Annotated in this window: 8 protein-coding genes; 5 read left to right on the top strand and 3 right to left on the bottom strand. The window is 45.9% G+C overall.

What is annotated here, in order from left to right:
- Positions 1-54 precede the first annotated feature (54 nt).
- The 4 genes from ACLCDV_RS18655 to ACLCDV_RS18640 all read left to right on the top strand — a co-directional run bounded on the left by ACLCDV_RS18655 (position 55) and on the right by ACLCDV_RS18640 (position 5635).
- Positions 55-3675 carry a response regulator gene (locus ACLCDV_RS18655; protein WP_411971925.1) on the top strand — a complete coding sequence of 1207 codons (3621 nt, stop codon included), beginning with the start codon at positions 55-57 and terminating at the stop codon, positions 3673-3675.
- Positions 3676-3695: 20 nt separating this feature from the next.
- The gene (locus ACLCDV_RS18650; protein ID WP_317664986.1) at positions 3696-4070 is read left to right on the top strand and encodes a response regulator; all 375 of its coding nucleotides are present in this window, start codon (positions 3696-3698) and stop codon (positions 4068-4070) included.
- Positions 4067-4894, top strand: a complete 828-nt coding sequence (locus ACLCDV_RS18645) for a CheR family methyltransferase (protein WP_411971924.1) — start codon at positions 4067-4069, stop codon at positions 4892-4894. The genes ACLCDV_RS18650 and ACLCDV_RS18645 overlap by 4 nt, the downstream gene beginning before the upstream one ends.
- Positions 4895-4978: 84 nt before the next feature.
- Positions 4979-5635, top strand: coding sequence for a response regulator transcription factor (locus ACLCDV_RS18640; RefSeq protein WP_333624792.1), 657 nt, complete (start codon positions 4979-4981; stop codon positions 5633-5635).
- A gap of 108 nt (positions 5636-5743) precedes the next feature.
- On the opposite strand, the gene ACLCDV_RS18635 is transcribed toward ACLCDV_RS18640, so the two are convergent.
- From ACLCDV_RS18635 to ACLCDV_RS18625, 3 genes are all read right to left on the bottom strand, one after another.
- Entirely contained in the window at positions 5744-7285 is a 1542-nt protein-coding gene (locus ACLCDV_RS18635) for a hypothetical protein (protein ID WP_411971923.1), read from the bottom strand.
- Positions 7286-7306: 21 nt separating this feature from the next.
- Complete coding sequence (locus ACLCDV_RS18630) at positions 7307-10351, bottom strand: SusC/RagA family TonB-linked outer membrane protein (RefSeq protein WP_411971922.1); 3045 nt, start codon at positions 10349-10351, stop codon at positions 7307-7309.
- Positions 10352-10758: 407 nt separating this feature from the next.
- The gene (locus tag ACLCDV_RS18625) at positions 10759-13488 is read right to left on the bottom strand and encodes a DUF5695 domain-containing protein (protein WP_411971921.1); all 2730 of its coding nucleotides are present in this window, start codon (positions 13486-13488) and stop codon (positions 10759-10761) included.
- A 254-nt stretch (positions 13489-13742) separates the two neighbouring features.
- Here ACLCDV_RS18625 and ACLCDV_RS18620 point away from each other — a divergent pair, with 254 nt between their 5' ends.
- A complete protein-coding gene (locus tag ACLCDV_RS18620) occupies positions 13743-17144 on the top strand; it encodes a family 43 glycosylhydrolase (RefSeq protein ID WP_411971920.1) in 3402 nt (1133 codons plus the stop codon).
- Positions 17145-17204: the final 60 nt, after the last annotated feature.

Genomic DNA, 17204 nt, shown 5'->3' with positions numbered 1-17204 from the left:
TGGCGGCCATCTAGATCATCAGTTGGCATTGTCTTAACTCAATTGTTGAAAAGCATGCCTAAAACTATTTTAAGAAACCTACAGGTAGGTTTTGGAATTTCACTTTTGATCCTGTTAGCGAGCTCAACGGCTTCTTATGTGAGTATCCGTAAGCAGATCCATAATAGTGCGATGGTTGACCACAGCCGCCGTGTCATGAGCCGTGTCAATAAAATTTTGCAGGATTTGCAGAATGCAGAGACGGGCCAGCGTGGCTACTTGCTGACGGGGATGGACAAGTTTCTCGATCCCTACAAAAATGGTCTTCAGTCCCTGCCTCAATCGCTGAGTCGCGCGCACGATCTCACGGCTGATAATCCAGCGCAGCAGCAGGTGATTGATACCCTGTCAACACTTGTCCAGTCTCGACTGGATCGATTAGAGAATTTGGTGAACATCAAAAAACGAGGTGGTATGGTCTCTGTTGCCCAGCTCGAAGAAGGCAAAACCTATATGGACAGTTGCCGTTTGTTGATCAGCAAAATCATAGATAAAGAAGAATCGTTGCTCAATCGACGTTCAGATGAACTTACACGCTCTTCGGGATACACCTCCATATTTGTTTTATTGGCTGCGGCAGTTTCGTTGCTGATTACACTGTTTTTTTACTTCCGCCTCAGGGCAGATTTCTTTAAGCGTGAGGAGTTGCAGAATGACTTGAAACGAAAAGATGAGGAGATCCAGCGCCGACTGAGCATTACCCAGCGTATAGCACGCGAGATTGCTGCCGGCAATTATGAAATGCAGATTCAGGATGCCGAACAGGATGATCTGGGCAGCTTGACGGGATCCCTCAACGAAATGGCCAGGTCGCTCAAAACATCATTTGATGAACTCAGTAATAACAATTGGCATCAGGCCGGACTAACCCAGCTGGGCAACCTCTTGATGGGTAATAAACAGCAGGAAGAGCTCACAGCCGTTACGCTCGGCCATCTGACAAAATATGGCAATTGTGTCAATGGTGCCATTTACCTGATGGAACAGGATGAACTTGTCTTAAGGGGATCCTATGGACTCGAAAATCCCGACCATAAGCGCTTCGCCCCAGGAGAAGGCATGGTCGGTCAGGTCTTTAAAGACGGGAAAGAAAAGTTATTTGAAAACCTCGAAAATACCAGCTATGTTATCAGTTTTGCCAGCGGAAAGGTGCAGGTGAACAACCTTTTTATCTTGCCTGTTTTTGATGGTAACCAATGTATCGGTGTGATGGAGCTAGGGGCACTACAGCCTTTTTCTTCCATACAGCTGGCATTTTTTAGAGATGCAGTGCAAAAAGTAGGTACTACACTTGCGGCGGCACAGGCCAGACTTGTGGTGCAGAATCTATTGGAAGAAACTCAGGCGCAGACTGAAGAGCTGCAGGCACAGCATACCGAATTGGAATCCCTTAATTCGAGCCTCGAGATGCATACCCATAAATTGCAGGCGTCAGAAGAGGAACTCCGCGTGCAGCAGGAAGAACTGGTGCAATCTAACCGTGAATTGGAGGAGCGCTCAAAACTGTTGGAAGATAAAAATGTTGAAATCGCCGAACGCAATCAGGAAATTCAGAGAAAAGCGGCAGAGCTTGAGCAAAGTACACGCTATAAGTCTGAGTTTTTGGCCAATATGTCGCATGAACTGCGCACACCGCTCAATTCAATTCTGTTACTTTCCCGCTTGATGGCCGAAAATTCGGATGGTAACCTCAATGAAGAGCAGATGGAATCGGCAGCGGTGATCCAAAGTTCTGGAAAGAGCCTGCTGACCTTGATAGACGAGATTCTGGATCTTTCCAAAATAGAATCCGGAAAAATGGATCTGGATGTACAGCCTGTATATTTTGCCGATATACTGAATGGACTGACGGCTATGTTCGGACCAATCGCCGCGGATAAGCAGCTCGGATTGGAAATGAGCGCCGCGAAGGGTTTGCCGATGCAGCTCGAAACAGACAAGCAGCGCCTGGATCAGATTTTACGTAATCTATTGTCGAATGCCATCAAATTTACAGCTTCGGGTAAGGTTACCTTGCATATTGACCGCGAACAGTCGCAGAGACACCGTATCGTATTTGAAGTACGCGATACGGGAATAGGAATACCAAAAGACAAGCAGCATCTGATTTTTGAAGCTTTTCAACAGGCTGATGGTTCGACGCGCCGCAAATTTGGCGGTACTGGACTGGGCCTCTCCATCAGTCGGGAACTGGCGCGTCTGCTCGGAGGCGAAATCTTGTTGGATAGTGAAGAAAACAAAGGCAGTGTATTCCGCCTTATCCTTCCGGAGCAGATTTCGGGCAACATGCCAGCCGTATTTGCTGCGGAATTGCAGCGGCCAATGATTGGAGAAACAGACGTTGAAACGGTGGAGCCCGCTGTAGTGGAACAAGATTTACAAGTGGCAGTGCAAGCCGTGCACAGGATGCCTGAGATTCCTATTCCAGCCGATATTCCGGATGATCGCGATAGCATCGTCGCAGGCGACCGCTTTATCCTGATTGTTGAAGATGATATTGAGTTCGCAAAGATCCTACTCAAATATACGCGTCAGCAAAACTACAAAGGTATCGTCGTCGTCCGTGGTGATATCGCTGCGGAGATGGTGGCCCGTTATATGCCGCTGGCGGTCCTATTGGATATTCAGCTTCCACTTAAAGATGGCTGGCAGGTCATGGCAGAGATCAAGGAAAACCCCAAGACTCGACATATACCTGTGCATATTATGTCTTCTTTACAGGTTAAAAGAGAAAGCCTGCTTCAGGGCGCCATAGACTTTATCAATAAACCGATGGCATTGGAGCAGATGGGCGATATGTTCCGTAAAATAGAAGATGCCCTCACGCGGCATCCCAAAAAAGTATTGATCGTTGAAGAAAATCCCAAACATGCTGCGGCGCTGTCGCTCTTTCTTGAAAGTTTTGACATTGCCTCGGAGATCAAGAGCAATGTAGAAGATAGCATTGTGGCGCTGAGTTCAGACACTGCCGACTGTGTGATCCTTGATATGGGGGTTCCAGACCGTGTTGGCTACGAGACATTGGAAGCCGTAAAACGAAACCAAGGCCTTGAAAATTTGCCGATTATTGTATTTACCGGTAAGAACCTTTCGCAGGTAGAGGAAATGAAATTAAAACGGTATGCGGATTCTATCATTGTAAAAACGGCTAATTCCTATCAGCGTATTTTGGACGAAGTCGGTCTATTTCTACATCTTGTAGAGGAAAATAATGGTCCTTCTACCAAATCGCCAGGTAGACTTGGATTTTTGCAGGATGTTCTGCAGGGAAAAAAAGTACTTGTAGCGGACGACGACATTCGAAATATTTTCTCGCTAACCAAAGCGCTCGAAAAATATCAGATGACCGTGGTGCCGGCAACGGACGGAAAAGATGCGCTGAAACAGCTAGAAGATAATCCGGATGTGGCGGTGATCCTGATGGACATGATGATGCCCGAAATGGATGGTTACGAAACGATTGCTTCGATCCGAAAAGATCAGCGATACGAAAACATGCCCATTATTGCTGTTACAGCCAAATCAATGATGGGGGATAGGGAAAAATGTATTGCCGCAGGAGCGTCTGATTATATATCCAAACCGGTGGATATCGATCAGCTATTGTCTCTCTTGCGCGTATGGCTGTATGAATAATAACGCAATAAATAAGGAGCATGGATAAAAATAAAACCATATTGATCATCGACGATGATCAGAACAATATATTTGCGTTGAAATTGGCCTTGAAGTCAAGAGGTTTTCAGGCGATAGGCAGTCTGTCTGCAGAAGAGGGACTTGCTCAGTTACGGGATCATGCCAGTGTAGGTGTTGTGCTCATGGATATGATGATGCCCGAGATAGACGGCTATGAAGCCACCAGGCTGATCCGTGATTCATGGAATGCAAGTGAATTGCCTATTATCGCCGTGACGGCACAGGCTATGACTGGCGATCGTGAAAAATGTCTGTCTGCAGGGGCAAATGGCTATATCTCGAAACCGATCGACATTGAACTGCTTGTGCAGATGATAAGAGAAATAGCAGGATGACCACAGGGAAAAAAATTGTCAGCCAAGAGCAGGTCATGATCCTGATGGAGGATGTGGAGCGTCTCTATGGTTACGACTTTACCCACTATACGAAAGCATCCTTATCGCGGCGGATCAACCAGCTTTGCCTGCTGGATAATTTTGCGAGTTTCGCCGAGCTACGTTATCGTGTTGTCCACGATCCAGAATACATGCAGCGATTTGTCGAAAAGATGACAGTGAACGTAACCGAAATGTTTCGTGATCCAAGCTTTTTCGCAAATCTTCGCCATGAAATCCTTCCAAAATTGCGTACTTCGCCCTTTATCCGCATCTGGATAGCGGGCTGTGCAACAGGTGAGGAAGCGTACTCGCTGGCAATTTTATTGCAAGAAGAAAATCTATTGCACAAATCATTGATCTATGGCACCGATATCAACCCCTCGGTGCTTGAGCAGGCAAAGAAGGCTGTCATCCCGATGGCAAATCTAAAATCTTATGTTGAAAATTATCAGCTTTCGGGCGGTAAAGCTGATTTTTCATCGTACTATACCGCGAACTATAACTGGGTAAAACTCAATTCCACGTTGCGGGAACGTATTGTTTTTGCATCTCACAACTTGGTGAGTGATGCTTCTTTTAATGCTTTTCAGCTGATTCTATGTCGCAATGTGCTGATCTATTTTGACACAGAGCTGCAGGCCAGGGTATTGTCCCTTTTTGATGAAAGCCTCGAAACATTCGGCTACCTTGCCTTAGGCAGTCAGGAGACACTGCGCTTTTCTGCGCTGGCACACTGCTATAATCAGGTGGGCAATGAAAAGATATGGCGAAAGGTAAAGTAGACTTGTAGGGGATTTTTACGTGAACTTATTTAAAAAAATAACTTAATTAAAAAAATAGATTATCTTGGTAGGATTGGAGGAAAAATGACTAAAATTCTTTTAGTTGATGACCATCGACTTGTGCGAAATGGGATACGCTTGATCATTGATACCCACGACAAGCTTTCGGTGGTAGGAGAAGTAGACAGTGCAGAGGATGCATTAATCTATCTTGAACAAAATGCATTGCCGGATCTGGTTTTAACGGATCTGAATATGCAGGGCATGGATGGTGTAAGTTTCATCCGAATGGCCAAAAAAATATATCCTGATCTTAGGTTTGCTGTGCTTTCCATGATTGAAGATCCGGTTGATGTAGCCGAAGCTTTTCGGAGTGGCGCAGACGGGTATCTATCTAAAGGGGGGGATTATGATGAAATCTTATTTGGATTGTTACGTTTATCTCATGGGCATAAATATCTGATGACCAATTTCGGTCTACGGTTTATGGAAAATTTTGATGTTGAGAATAGCGCGAATATTGATGTTACTTCACGGCTGTCGCAGTATGAAATCACAGAAAGGGAATTTGCCGTACTGGAACTCATTGCGCAGGGTTTCACCGCTGTGGAAATTGCGGATAAGATCTTTTTGAGCAAACGGACTGTCGAAGGGCACCGTCAGAACCTGATGGACAAAACCAAAAGCAAAAATACGGCCGATCTGATCCGTTTTGCATTTCAGCAAAAGCTGCTGAGCTAAATAGAACCGTAAAAAATAGCCTTTGTTTTCGCGCTGCTGTGTGCAGCGCGGAAAACAGAAGGCGTATATATAAACGGGGTTAGTTCGACAGAATGGTGTGCTGTTTGATTATTTTGAAGCTGGCTTCCAGCCATTGTCGCGGGCTGTACCAAGCTCACCAAATTTGCCTTTTTCACCGGCAGACTCATTCCCACCAAAGGTGTAGACAGGTTCTCCGATGAGTTCCAGTTGGATCTGTGGTATCGGAAACTGGGTAGGCGTGCCACCCTGTAGCAGATCATTTCTCCGCATAAAGGTGAAAGGTACAAAAGTACCACCCGCCCCATCTATTTCTATGGCATATTCATAATGAATGGCATCGCGTAGGGCACTGGCGTTGGCTATCACATCAGGAAGACCTCCTTTTTGTTTGCGGGAGGCTGTCGAAGCATTCAGCTCAGCGGCAGCACCATCGTAATCTTTCAACCAGTATTTTGCTTCTGCCCGCAATAAGCGTGTTTCTTCGGCCAAAAAGTAAGGATTGACAGCGCCCGCAACATTGAGGGTAGACAACTTGGGATACATCCACCGTGAACGCATGTAATTGCTGAAAAGCCCCCTTCCTCTGGCTTCCAGCAAAATACCGAAGTTACTCGTGTAAGTAAAATATTGGAAGAAACGTTTGTCGTCAGATTCAATAGGACCCAAGATAATGCTGTTGTTTGTCGGGTAGGCTGTGGGCGTTTTTTTTGTTTTATCCGCCAAATAAGCGATTTTGATATCTGCAGGAACATAGGAGGCCGTTCCGTAAGGCCGTTCGAGTACATCGACCAGGGCATTGTAATAGCCGCCCACGGTAGTGGTGATGGTGTAATCGGTGGTAAAACCCTTGTTGGCATAGGCAAGAACTCTGTTCCAATAAGGAGAACCCAGATTTTCGGCTTCGGCCTTATCCCGTGCTACGGAGGAAAGGATCCGTGCAGAAAGCGAATTGATCAGCAATACGAGATCGCCTTTGGAAATGGTGACACCCTTTAAAAAATCGAAATTCAGGTTGGGTGTTTCGGCAATAAGCTGCAAGGTCTTATCAAGATGTTTGATGCCATTCTCGATCAGCTCTTTATAGGAATTGGGAAACTCCTTGAGTTTAAGGTTGACATCATCGACAATCAGTCCGCGGTCGAATATTGCGCCCAGGTAACCTTGGGAGACACCTTTTGCATAGTAGGCACCAATAAGACAGTCTTTGGTCCGGTCGGCACCCTTGTCATCATAGATTGTCAACTTTTGATTCTCGATCAGGTCGATCACTTTGGTGGCATCCAGATTGGACTGATAGAAATTGGAATACACTTCACGAACGGCTGCATTACCGCGGTAAGCGGAATTGTTGTTCAAACGTAACCGCGGTTCGTTCGCAAAATCCCACCAGGACTGGCTGCCGTTGGTATTGGTTGACTGGTCTGCCCAAAGACTAAAATGGGAGCCACCAGCGTTATTGGTCGTGGTATTAAAGGCGGTTTGCACACTGCTTGTTGTGAGTACATAACCCAAACTTTTTATCTTTTCTATGGCTTCGGCATTCGTCAATGTCGAGGGGTCATCGAATCCGATTGATTCGCATGAGCCTAGTGAGAAAAGCACGGCTAAACCAAAAAATATCTTCTTCATGTTTTACTTTGTCTGATTAGGTTAAAAATTGAAGGTTAGTTTTCCTGAAATAATACGGTAGGTAGGGTAATTAAATCCATCCTGTCCGATTCCATCCACATTGACTCCCTTATAGTTTGTCCAGATAAAGAGGTTTCTGCCGATAAGGGATAGATTGGCATTTTTCAGAACCTTGGAAAGACCTAGTTTTTCTGTTGGGAGTTTATAGGATAACGAAAGTTCGCGAAGGGCCAAATAGGTGGTTTTTTCGATCCAATAATCTGTTACTTGTGAGGCGTTGAATACCTGGGTGGTAAAGTTTAGCGGTTTGCCTGCGGCGGCACTCCGGTCTGAAAATTCCGAGCGGTAGACATAGGTCAGATATTGCGCGGTTTCATTGAATTTCTGTCCCCCTTGTTGCCAATCCAGCACGCTGTAAAGTGAGAAACGCCCGTAATTAAAGGTGTTTGTAAAGCCCAGTAAAAAATCTGGATTGGCATCGCCGATAATTTTAGCATTACCGGTTGCAGCATTGACATAAAATACGGGCGCTTCATTTGCCGTACCTAAAGCTGCTTTTTCGACCACAACACCAAAGTCATTTACCACATAGTCTTCAACCCGTTTGGTACCGTTACCGGCATTGATGACAAAACCGTCGGCATTGGTTTGCAACTGCGCGAGATCCGAGTGGATACTGTACCCATAAATTGCGGTGGTACTGGCACCGACAGCTTTTCGATAACCGTTGTATGTAAACTCGGGAACATCGCCCAGTGAGGTAATCCGGCTACGGACGCGGCTGAAAGTAAGGCCTGATGACCAATTAAACTTTTTATGCTCGAGCACTTTTCCATTGACCTCCAGTTCGAGAGAATTTGATTTTACAGCGCCTAGGTTATCGTAGATGCTTGCTGAGCCCGAAATCGGTGTAAAGGCTGGGACAGAAATAAAATCGTTGGTACTATTTGAAAAAGCATAGTTGAACTGTACATTCAGTCGCTTAAATAAAACGGCATCAAAACCAAGTTCCGTTTCAGCGGTAACTGCCCGCTTTAGGTCGGTATTGTCATTTTGTGTATAGCTGACACCCCCTGTATTGGTGATGCTGACGCGGCTGTCTTTGGCTCCAAAAGGAGGAAGGCTTCCCGCTTTTCCATATGCCACCCGCAGCTTAAACTCTGTCAATGGATCGAGCTTGATATCCTGCGTCAAACGGTATGCGGCAGAAATGCGGGGGAAAAAGGCTGTACCGACATCGCGGCCAAACCGTGAACTCTGATCGAGCCGGCCGAGGGCGTCGACAAATAGTTTATCTGCCCAGGCAAACTTGGCGTTGAGGAAATAGCCATGGTTAACTGTTTTCTCCCAATTGGATGAAATAATCCTCGTGCTCGGTTCTGTCACATCCAGGCTTTTGACTGGGGCCGTTAGATTTCGACCGGAAGCATTGAAACCTGTCTGCGATGCAAATTCATACACATATTTGGCAGTAAGACCCCAATCCAGATTACCAGTCCTGCGGTTGTAATTTAATTGTAGCTGACCATTTTTGCTGGTGCTTTTGGAGGTTCTTAAAGCATAGTTCCCATTATTCAGACTGACATCCGGAACAATGGTCTGATATCCTTTAGGGTAGTATTCTTCGGTATTATATTGTTTGGTCTGTAAGGAAAGGGCTCCTTCGGCACTCAGGTGTTCGGTAATTACATATTTTAGTTTTCCACCCAGCAGCAGATTCTCGGTCTGATAGGCGTATTCCTCATTGCTCAGTCGATAGAAAGGATTGGCCCATTGCTGACCGGAAAGATTGCTCCCTTTGGGTAGGTAGACATATTTTCCCGATTCATTCTTTTCGCTGAGATCGATAAAAGGCTCGACAAGTAAAGTCGAATAAAGCAGTCCATCCGAACGGCTGGATACAGCACTCGAAGGTGTATTGAAGAAGCTATACTGCGTGGTTAGATCGGCTGTAATTTTGGGTGAAACGCGGTAACCAAGATTGAACAGAATGTTCTGTCTTTTGTCTGCATCGACCACTGGTGAAACACCGCCTTTATGTTGGTTTTGTGCGGATAAATAGATGTTGTATTTTTCACCACTTGCTGCGGCCGAGATGGAATTGGTAAAATAGCTGGTCCGGCCCAATAGATTTTTGGTATTGTCCACATAGTCTTTATAGGGATGCAGATTGACCGAAAAACCATTTTCCTTGTAGTCGATCACCCGGGCTCCATTGACCAACAGGAAAGATCCGTCTGGATTGACCTTGAAATGATGCAGATAGGATAGGGGTGGAAGTAATAACAGACTTGAGTAGCCAAGTTCGTTATCTATACTGATATTCAGTTTTCCTTCCTTTTTACCGTTTTTTGTCAACACCTGAATGACCCCGCCCTCGCCGCGGGTTCCATATAAGGCCGAGGCTGCAGCTCCTTTGACTACTTCGATGCTCTCAATATCGTTGGGATTAAGATCTGAAAGACGGAGGGCTGTGACGAAGCCATCCACAACGATCAACGGTTCGATTTCTCCGGTTACCGACTTTGATCCACGGAGATATACCGATGCCCCGGCATTGCCACCCGACTGGTCGATGCGGAGGCCGGCGACTTTTCCGCGTAAACTCGTGGAAGCATCGAGCGCAGGAACGGTGCCGATCAGCTCCTGGTCTACTTTGGTCAATGCAAAGGATAGCTTTTTGCGGCTTGTACCTTGTGCAACACCTGTTACCACAACTTCTTCCAGGTCTTTGCTCGCTGGGCTGAGCGCAATAACAATGGGGCTTTTGTCGATCACAAGGGATAGTGACTTGTAGTTGAGATGTGTTAGCTTGACCTTAAAGGGTAGCTTCTGTCCAGTAACAAATTGAAATCTACCCTCCCTGTCAGTTTTCACAGAGTGGGTAACAGCATCCAATTGCACAGTGACATCTTCTATAGGCTGTTTTGTAAAAGCGTCAATGATATGGCCCTCAAGGGTAGCGTTTACGATAGGTTTGGGCTTGTTCTGTGAATAAGTGGGTTGTACCCAAAAAAAGAACAATAGAAAATAGATAGAATACAGCCGTACTCCAATGTTTTTCATAAAATTTGGATTAATAGTTAAAAATTAAACAAGTGCCAACGCCAATTGATTACTTGCAGGATTTCTAGGGGAATGTTTCTACAGCAGAACACTGCAGTTTTGTGTTAGCAACACATTCGCATGGATGCAATGTGGAATAGTTGATTTTTCATAAGGGATCTTAAATGTTAAAAAAGTTTAGTTGATTGAATACGATAAGCAAATATAGTGAATAAAAAATAAAGTCTATAAATTTAGTAGATTATTTTTTTTAAATAAATTGAACTGCGCTGCTGCTACGAAACCAAAGCGGGCTTCCATATAAATGAAAGCCCGCTTTTTGAAGTCTTATGATCGCTTGTGTTTCTAGCATGGAGGCTGGCGTAGATATAGGCCATGTTTTAGTAGGCCATTGTCTGGATTCTTTTTTACTTCAGCTTTTTCAATTTTACCGTTTTTGTTGATAGGGGTATTACATAGCGATTCAATGGATCTTGGTTTATTCCTTCCACCTCATAATGGCTTTCGGGATTTACATTGAGCAGAATATTTGTGCTGTTTTGTTTTGCTTCATTATTGAAGATCAGGGTGACGCTATGGTCTTTTTGATCGTAATGTAATTCGGCAATTTCTCCGGCATCTGTGGTCAACCAAAGATTTTCTTTTGCCAGGAAGACGCGTCCTTTGGAAGCTGTAGTCAGGGCAACCTTGACCTGTTGTTTTTCGGTTTTTAGATTACCGCTGAAAGCCAGCCAGCCAAATTCGGGATGTTCGACAATATAGGTCCCCGAATTGACGGCATAACCATAAAATCCGGTTCCATAATCGCCCGAGATGCCGTCATTGGCCAGTGTGGATGGGTAGGAGTGGAATGCTCCGGGGCCAAAGCCATCGGCTGTGACATTGGCCAATGCACCCATCATACCTGCATGTCCGATACGGAGCAGGTAGAAGTCGTCTGGATGGTCGCGGTAGGCTGTAAGGACGGGAATGGCATTGAGGGCCGAACCATAATGATGCAGCTGCCGCTCGATACGGGAGAGCTTGCCGCCGTAGACAAAATCCCAATAACGGCGTGCACTGCCATTGTAACCCCAGTGCGGCACGGTAGGCATGTAAGCAATGATGGCATTGAGCGTCACTTGAGCTTTTTCGTCGAAGCCGAAAAAGCGCGACCAGAGGTATACCTCTTCCTGACCTGTAGAATCCCATGGCATCTCACTCCCGAATGGATAATTGAGGGTTTTCCAATGCTCTGCTCGCTTGCGCATGGCGGCTTCAAGCTTGTCGGCCATCGTTGTTAATCCTTCCTTGCGGAGATCATTGAGGACGATAAGGAAGATACTGCCTTCCATTTGACCGAATTGCGCGTAGTAAGGTGCTTTTTCGACCATGGCGATACTGGTCTGGTAAGCCCGTTCGAGGTACTTGTCCCAGGTTTGCTCATTGACCAGATTGTTGTAGTTGCGGGCGAGCCTGTACATCACCCAGTGTGCTGCCGCAACATGTGGATAATTGTAGGATCGTCCAATGTCATCGGCTTCCTTTTTCGGCCAGGCAGACCAGGTTTTCCAGTTGATATCCGAACGGTAGGTACCGGCGGGCATTGAATCTGGTTCATAATAAAAAAGGCTTTTGACAACACCATATTTCTTGTCGCCTTCTTTATGCTGGATATGACCGTATAGTGTCTCATTGACAAAACGTTTCAATTTGGCTATTTCCTGTTGATCGGGCTGCAGTACTTGTTTCATCAGGGCGGCAAGCCAGCTTGCTGCTCCGGCTTCATCGCTGAGGCCTGCAAACCAGGCGCTCCTATTTTGGGTGATGGGCTGCTGTTCTTCATAGTCATAGGATATGACAGATGGCGAACGGCCAAAGAGATCCTTGTCATTTTCATACCACTGCTTGGTGGTGAGGAAATGGCCCAGATCCTGTACAACTTCTTTTTCGGATTTGATTACTTTATAGTGGATCGTCTGTGTAATGCCATCCCTGTAGTTGATGGTAAGCCGCGCGCGTCCCCAACGGTTTCCCTTCACTTCGTATTCGGTCCATTGCTGGGCTGTGCTTCCTTTTTTTGTCAGGGTCAACGCACCTTCGGGATAGACACTGACACTTTTGACCGCTTTGATGTGCTTAACAAAGAGTTTGGCGGGATTGTCCATGGGGACAACATATCCGGGAAGTCCAACAGCGACAGGCCTATTGTTTTTCAATAACTCCGATTCAATTTGCCGGATACTTGGCGCGAGGACAAATTTTAAGGCAAAGGTCTTTGACTCATGTGGTTTCAAGAGGGTAGAAGTCGGTGTATTCCATTGTTCTACGCCTTTCCAATCAGTCTCGGCATAGGCCTTACTGTGGATCATCCATTCATGAAATCCCTCAAAGGTAATACTTCGGGGGGTAGGGTCTGTATTGAGCGGATTGTAGGCTTCAAAGCCTGCATTTTTATAGGGCAATACCAACAGACTCGGCCCATTGCCATGTAGGCGGTTGACCTGTAGATAACCCGCATCTTGGCCGATATAGGGATCGAAAAAGACATTCTGTGCATGCGCCTGATCGAGATTTTTCCAATCCATGTTGTTGTTGAAGGGAAGTGGGATACCCAGCGCGCCGATTTCGATGGGATAATCGTTGGGATTTGAAACCTCAAAACTCAGGATCAGATCGCCTCCGTCATCTCGCCAGCTGCGTACAACCTTCAACGGAATATTGTTGAGCGTAGGGCTGATATCTGCGCTTGCAAGATCGTTTTTTGCCGGATTTATTGGGATGACATGCTTACGGTCTGCTGCCGATGAGTAGGAAGTCCAGGGGCTATCACCCTGACGGCGCAAACTGATATTGATATCGCCGATATGAAAAAACTTATTGCGGTCTCTTTTGCTCAGGAGCTCAACAGGTGTATAGTCAAAATCTTTTTCGCCGCTGTTGGGGCGAAAAGAAGATAGCGTCTGCGATGCATTGAGGATAGCTACATGGAGGTTTTTGAGGGTAAAGTTTTTGGCACCCTCTTCTACACCTAAAGTGGCTTGCTGTGCTTTGACTGCTTTCCATACGGGGTGTTCGTCCTGTTGACTATATACGCTGCTTGGCAACTGTGTGCATACGAGCGCAAATAGGATCCAATAGCTTTTTTTAAGATTCATTTTTGACATGTTATTGCTCATTTAATACGCCGAAGATCATTGTTCTTACAAAGATGAAGGATTGTACCCTCGATTTATGGGTAGATTTTAACCTTCAATAGCCCATTTTTAACCTATTAGCCCTCAAAATTTGTAATGCGATGATCGAAGTTATAAATTTAATGTTAAATAGACATTTATCGTAGATTTTAGTTGTTATAAAGTCAGTTGAATGGCGATATCGTTTTTTATGTACCTGTAAACTTTGTGTTATCATGAAACATCATTTTTCTTTCGTTATTTTGGTTACACTGGTTATGTCACTTACAGGGCTGGTGGCACAGCCGTTGAAACCCTACCAAAAGCCCAATGTATTGAATCCACTGTTGCCTGGGTATTTTGCGGACCCGAGCATCAAGAAAATTGCAGATACGTATTATATCTATGCGACCACCGATGGTAATGGTTGGGGAGCAGGGCCATCACAGGTATGGACATCCAGGGATTTTAAGAACTGGACCATTCAACCCATGAACTGGCCCAATACACACTGGTACTGGGCTCCTGATATGACGCAGGGATATGACGGACGATATTACCTCTATTATAGTCAGCCTGTAGAAATTTTTGGGGCAGTGGCCGACAGCCCTACAGGCCCCTGGGAACCTTTGGTAGCCGGTGGCAAATCGATGATCCCGAACTATATGGTTCCAGGTGTGATTACCCTGGACGGGCAAACCTTTCGGGATGATGATGGCCGCATCTATCTATTTTGGGGAACCTGGGGAATCTACCCCGATCATGGATGTGGGGTGGGGATACTCAACAGGGATATGAAAACGTTCGAAAAAACAGCATTGATTCCAAATACGGTTGCAAAGGACTTTTTTGAGGCGCCCTATATGTTTAAGCGTAAGGGCATCTATTACCTGATGTACTCCTCGGGGCATTGTGAAGATGGTACTTATCGTGTGCAATATGTTAAAAGTAAAATCGGTCCTATGGGACCTTTTGAATATCCATCGGCCAATCCGATATTGATTACAAACGAGGATGGCAGTATTCACGGTCCGGGACATCATAGTATTCTTGAACAGGATAATCGTTATTTCATCGTCTATCACAGGCATAATAATCCACATGCTGGGGGCGGCTTCCACCGTCAGGTTGCCATGGACGAGCTATTCTTTAGGCCTGACGGCGATATTGAGCCGGTGCGGCCCACACATGCTGGTGTGCCAGATTTGCTTCCAACAGTTACAGGGCCAGTCGATTTGGCTTTTGGGAAAACGGTGCAGGCCTCTTCTTACTACAATGCAGATTTTAGGCCTGCATTCTTAGTCGACAACAACAATGGAACACTATGGCGGGCCAAAAATAATCAAGGACCGGCCTGGGTAGCTATTGACCTGGGTAAGAAGCTGGATATACAGACCATATCCATTCAGTTTGAATACCCGACTTATGCCTATCAATACCGACTCGAAACTTCTGTGGATGGTCTTGCCTGGAAAAGCTTTGTAGATCGCTCGAATAATGACCGTTGGGCAAGTCCTATTGTTGAACATGGCAAAGCTATGGCAAGATATGTTAGATTACATGTATTGAACACGCAAGTGAATGGACTTCCTCGTGGCGTTTGGAACATGAAAGTGTATGCACAAAAGCTTGCGCAACAGACGCTGTGGTCTGCAGCACAAACGATGCCCGTCAAGGAAATAACATTGGGTAATTTAATCCATATCGATGCGGCCAATTACCAGGAAGGGCAACAGGTAAAAGGTATTCAGAATAAAGGGCTACTCGGGGGGATGTTCAGTACAGAACATGCCTTGGCCGTTAAAAATTATCAGGGTAAAAAGGCATTCTTCTTTGATGGAGCTACCGCATTGCGATCGACTTTCGCTGTGCCCCAGTCGTTGGCTGCAAATAGTTCTTATAGTATTGCACTATGGGTCAATAATCCGGACATCGCCCGGTTTGAACCATTGGTTGCCTGGTCGTCGGGTCAGCAGGATCTCAGTAAAGCGATTTTTGGTTATGGTACAGATTCCGGACGTGGGGCCATCACGCATGGCTCCTGGCCTGATTTGGGATATACATCGGTTCCGGGCGCAAATGTATGGCATCATATTGTATTTTCTTTTGACGGTTATCAGGAGTCTATTTATGTGGACGGAAAGCTGCAGCGCAGTGAAAATAGGATGCTGTTTGTCAGGCCCGGGGATGTTTTTGTCCTGGGAGCTTCGGATGTGCTGGATCAGCATTTTTCGGGCTATGTATCCAGTTTGCAGGTATATAATACGAGCTTGGATGAGGAGGAAGTGGCCAGTTTGGCCAATGAAGTCCCGAAATCGGATTTCTTTGCCCTGCAAACTGACGATTTAAACCTAGGAAAGCTCAGCACCTTGCGGAACCAGGGAACAGCAAAGGATACCTTAGTGGCGCTTGACGATGCTGAGGTCATGGTAGCTGGAAATAGGTTGGCATTGAAAGGTAAGGCTTTTGAAAGTGCGGCGCTAACAGACATTCTCCGGCAGCAGCAGTATACGCTGGGTTTTGACCGGTACGACGGCGCTACCTGGCAGTATGCTGTGTTTGTGTATGATAAAGGAAAAAAGAGTTTTTATCGCAATGGGAAGGCTGAAAAGCGGGTGTTTTCTAACAAACTGCTGCGGGTAAATAAGACTAGCATCGAACTGGCTTATCCATTTCATTTCTTTCGCGCCTATGCTGGCACCTTAACGTCGGATGAGATAAACGCAAAGTTCAGTCAGTGGAAAGCAGGCTTGGCCAATGGGCTGGACGGGTATGTTCCGCAGGTGCTTTCTCCACCGCGCCTGATCAATGCCGATCAGGTATTTGTACAGGTCGAAAAAAAGCTGGGAATGTGGTATCTATTCCGTTCTGAGGGCGAAAGTTCAGGCTGGAAGCAACAGCCTTACCATCTCTTTAAATCGTTCGAACCTGGAAAATCCATCGAAGTTCTGGCGAAGGATGCCTTTGGCAATGTCAGTAAGCCGGTAGTGGAAAGGGTTTCGGCGAAAAGGCCGCAATTGGTACAGCCAGCACACAATGAAAGCTATTCGGCCAAGGATCAGAAAATTCCTTTCTGGGATGGTTATCAATATAGTGAAAGAACCGACAGTACACAGACAGCGCTTTCCTACTTGAGTGGAACCTGGAAAATCCAGTCCAAAAATACAAAATGGGGTGATGCAGACCTTCTGGGCCCCTTTGTTTATAAAGATCTGGAGGGCGATTTCACGCTAGAGGTTAAGGTAAGCGATGTGGCAGGCTTGGCCCGTAAAGCACGTACATCAAATGAAGCCGGTATCATGATTCAACGCACGGATAGTAAGGATGCCTACATCACCAATTGTATTTTGACGGGATGGAACCTGGGCAATCTTTCGCGGAGCATCGGTCCACAGATTTTTCAGGAAGAGAATACAGGAACGGGCCTAAATTTTTCGCCCTATCTTCAGGTTCAGAAGATCGGTAATTATTTCTTTTTGCGTTGCTCGGGAGATGGCATGTACTGGAAGGATCTTCCTGGAACACCGTTTCTACGCGCCGATCTGAACGGCAAAAGACTGCGCGTCGGACTTTATCAGATTGCCGGTAACAACCAGTTAGGTTATGGCGAATTTGAAAGACTTCGTATCTGGAAGTAAAAATGATATGTCCATAAAAAACGGCATTGAACAACGTTCAATGCCGTTTTTTATCGAAAG

The sequence above is a fragment of the Sphingobacterium sp. Lzh-3 genome, from assembly GCF_046764375.1.
In the GTDB taxonomy this organism is placed as follows: Bacteria; Bacteroidota; Bacteroidia; order Sphingobacteriales; family Sphingobacteriaceae; genus Sphingobacterium.
The sequence above is the reverse complement of the archived record's forward strand: the minus strand, read 5'-3'. Positions and strand labels throughout refer to the sequence as shown.

Coding starts and splice junctions, on each gene's coding strand:
- ACLCDV_RS18655 (WP_411971925.1), top strand. CDS start 55: ATGCCTAAAACTATTTTAAGAAACCTACAGGTAGGTTTTGGAATTTCA.
- ACLCDV_RS18650 (WP_317664986.1), top strand. CDS start 3,696: ATGGATAAAAATAAAACCATATTGATCATCGACGATGATCAGAACAAT.
- ACLCDV_RS18645 (WP_411971924.1), top strand. CDS start 4,067: ATGACCACAGGGAAAAAAATTGTCAGCCAAGAGCAGGTCATGATCCTG.
- ACLCDV_RS18640 (WP_333624792.1), top strand. CDS start 4,979: ATGACTAAAATTCTTTTAGTTGATGACCATCGACTTGTGCGAAATGGG.
- ACLCDV_RS18635 (WP_411971923.1), bottom strand. CDS start 7,285: ATGAAGAAGATATTTTTTGGTTTAGCCGTGCTTTTCTCACTAGGCTCA.
- ACLCDV_RS18630 (WP_411971922.1), bottom strand. CDS start 10,351: ATGAAAAACATTGGAGTACGGCTGTATTCTATCTATTTTCTATTGTTC.
- ACLCDV_RS18625 (WP_411971921.1), bottom strand. CDS start 13,488: ATGAATCTTAAAAAAAGCTATTGGATCCTATTTGCGCTCGTATGCACA.
- ACLCDV_RS18620 (WP_411971920.1), top strand. CDS start 13,743: ATGAAACATCATTTTTCTTTCGTTATTTTGGTTACACTGGTTATGTCA.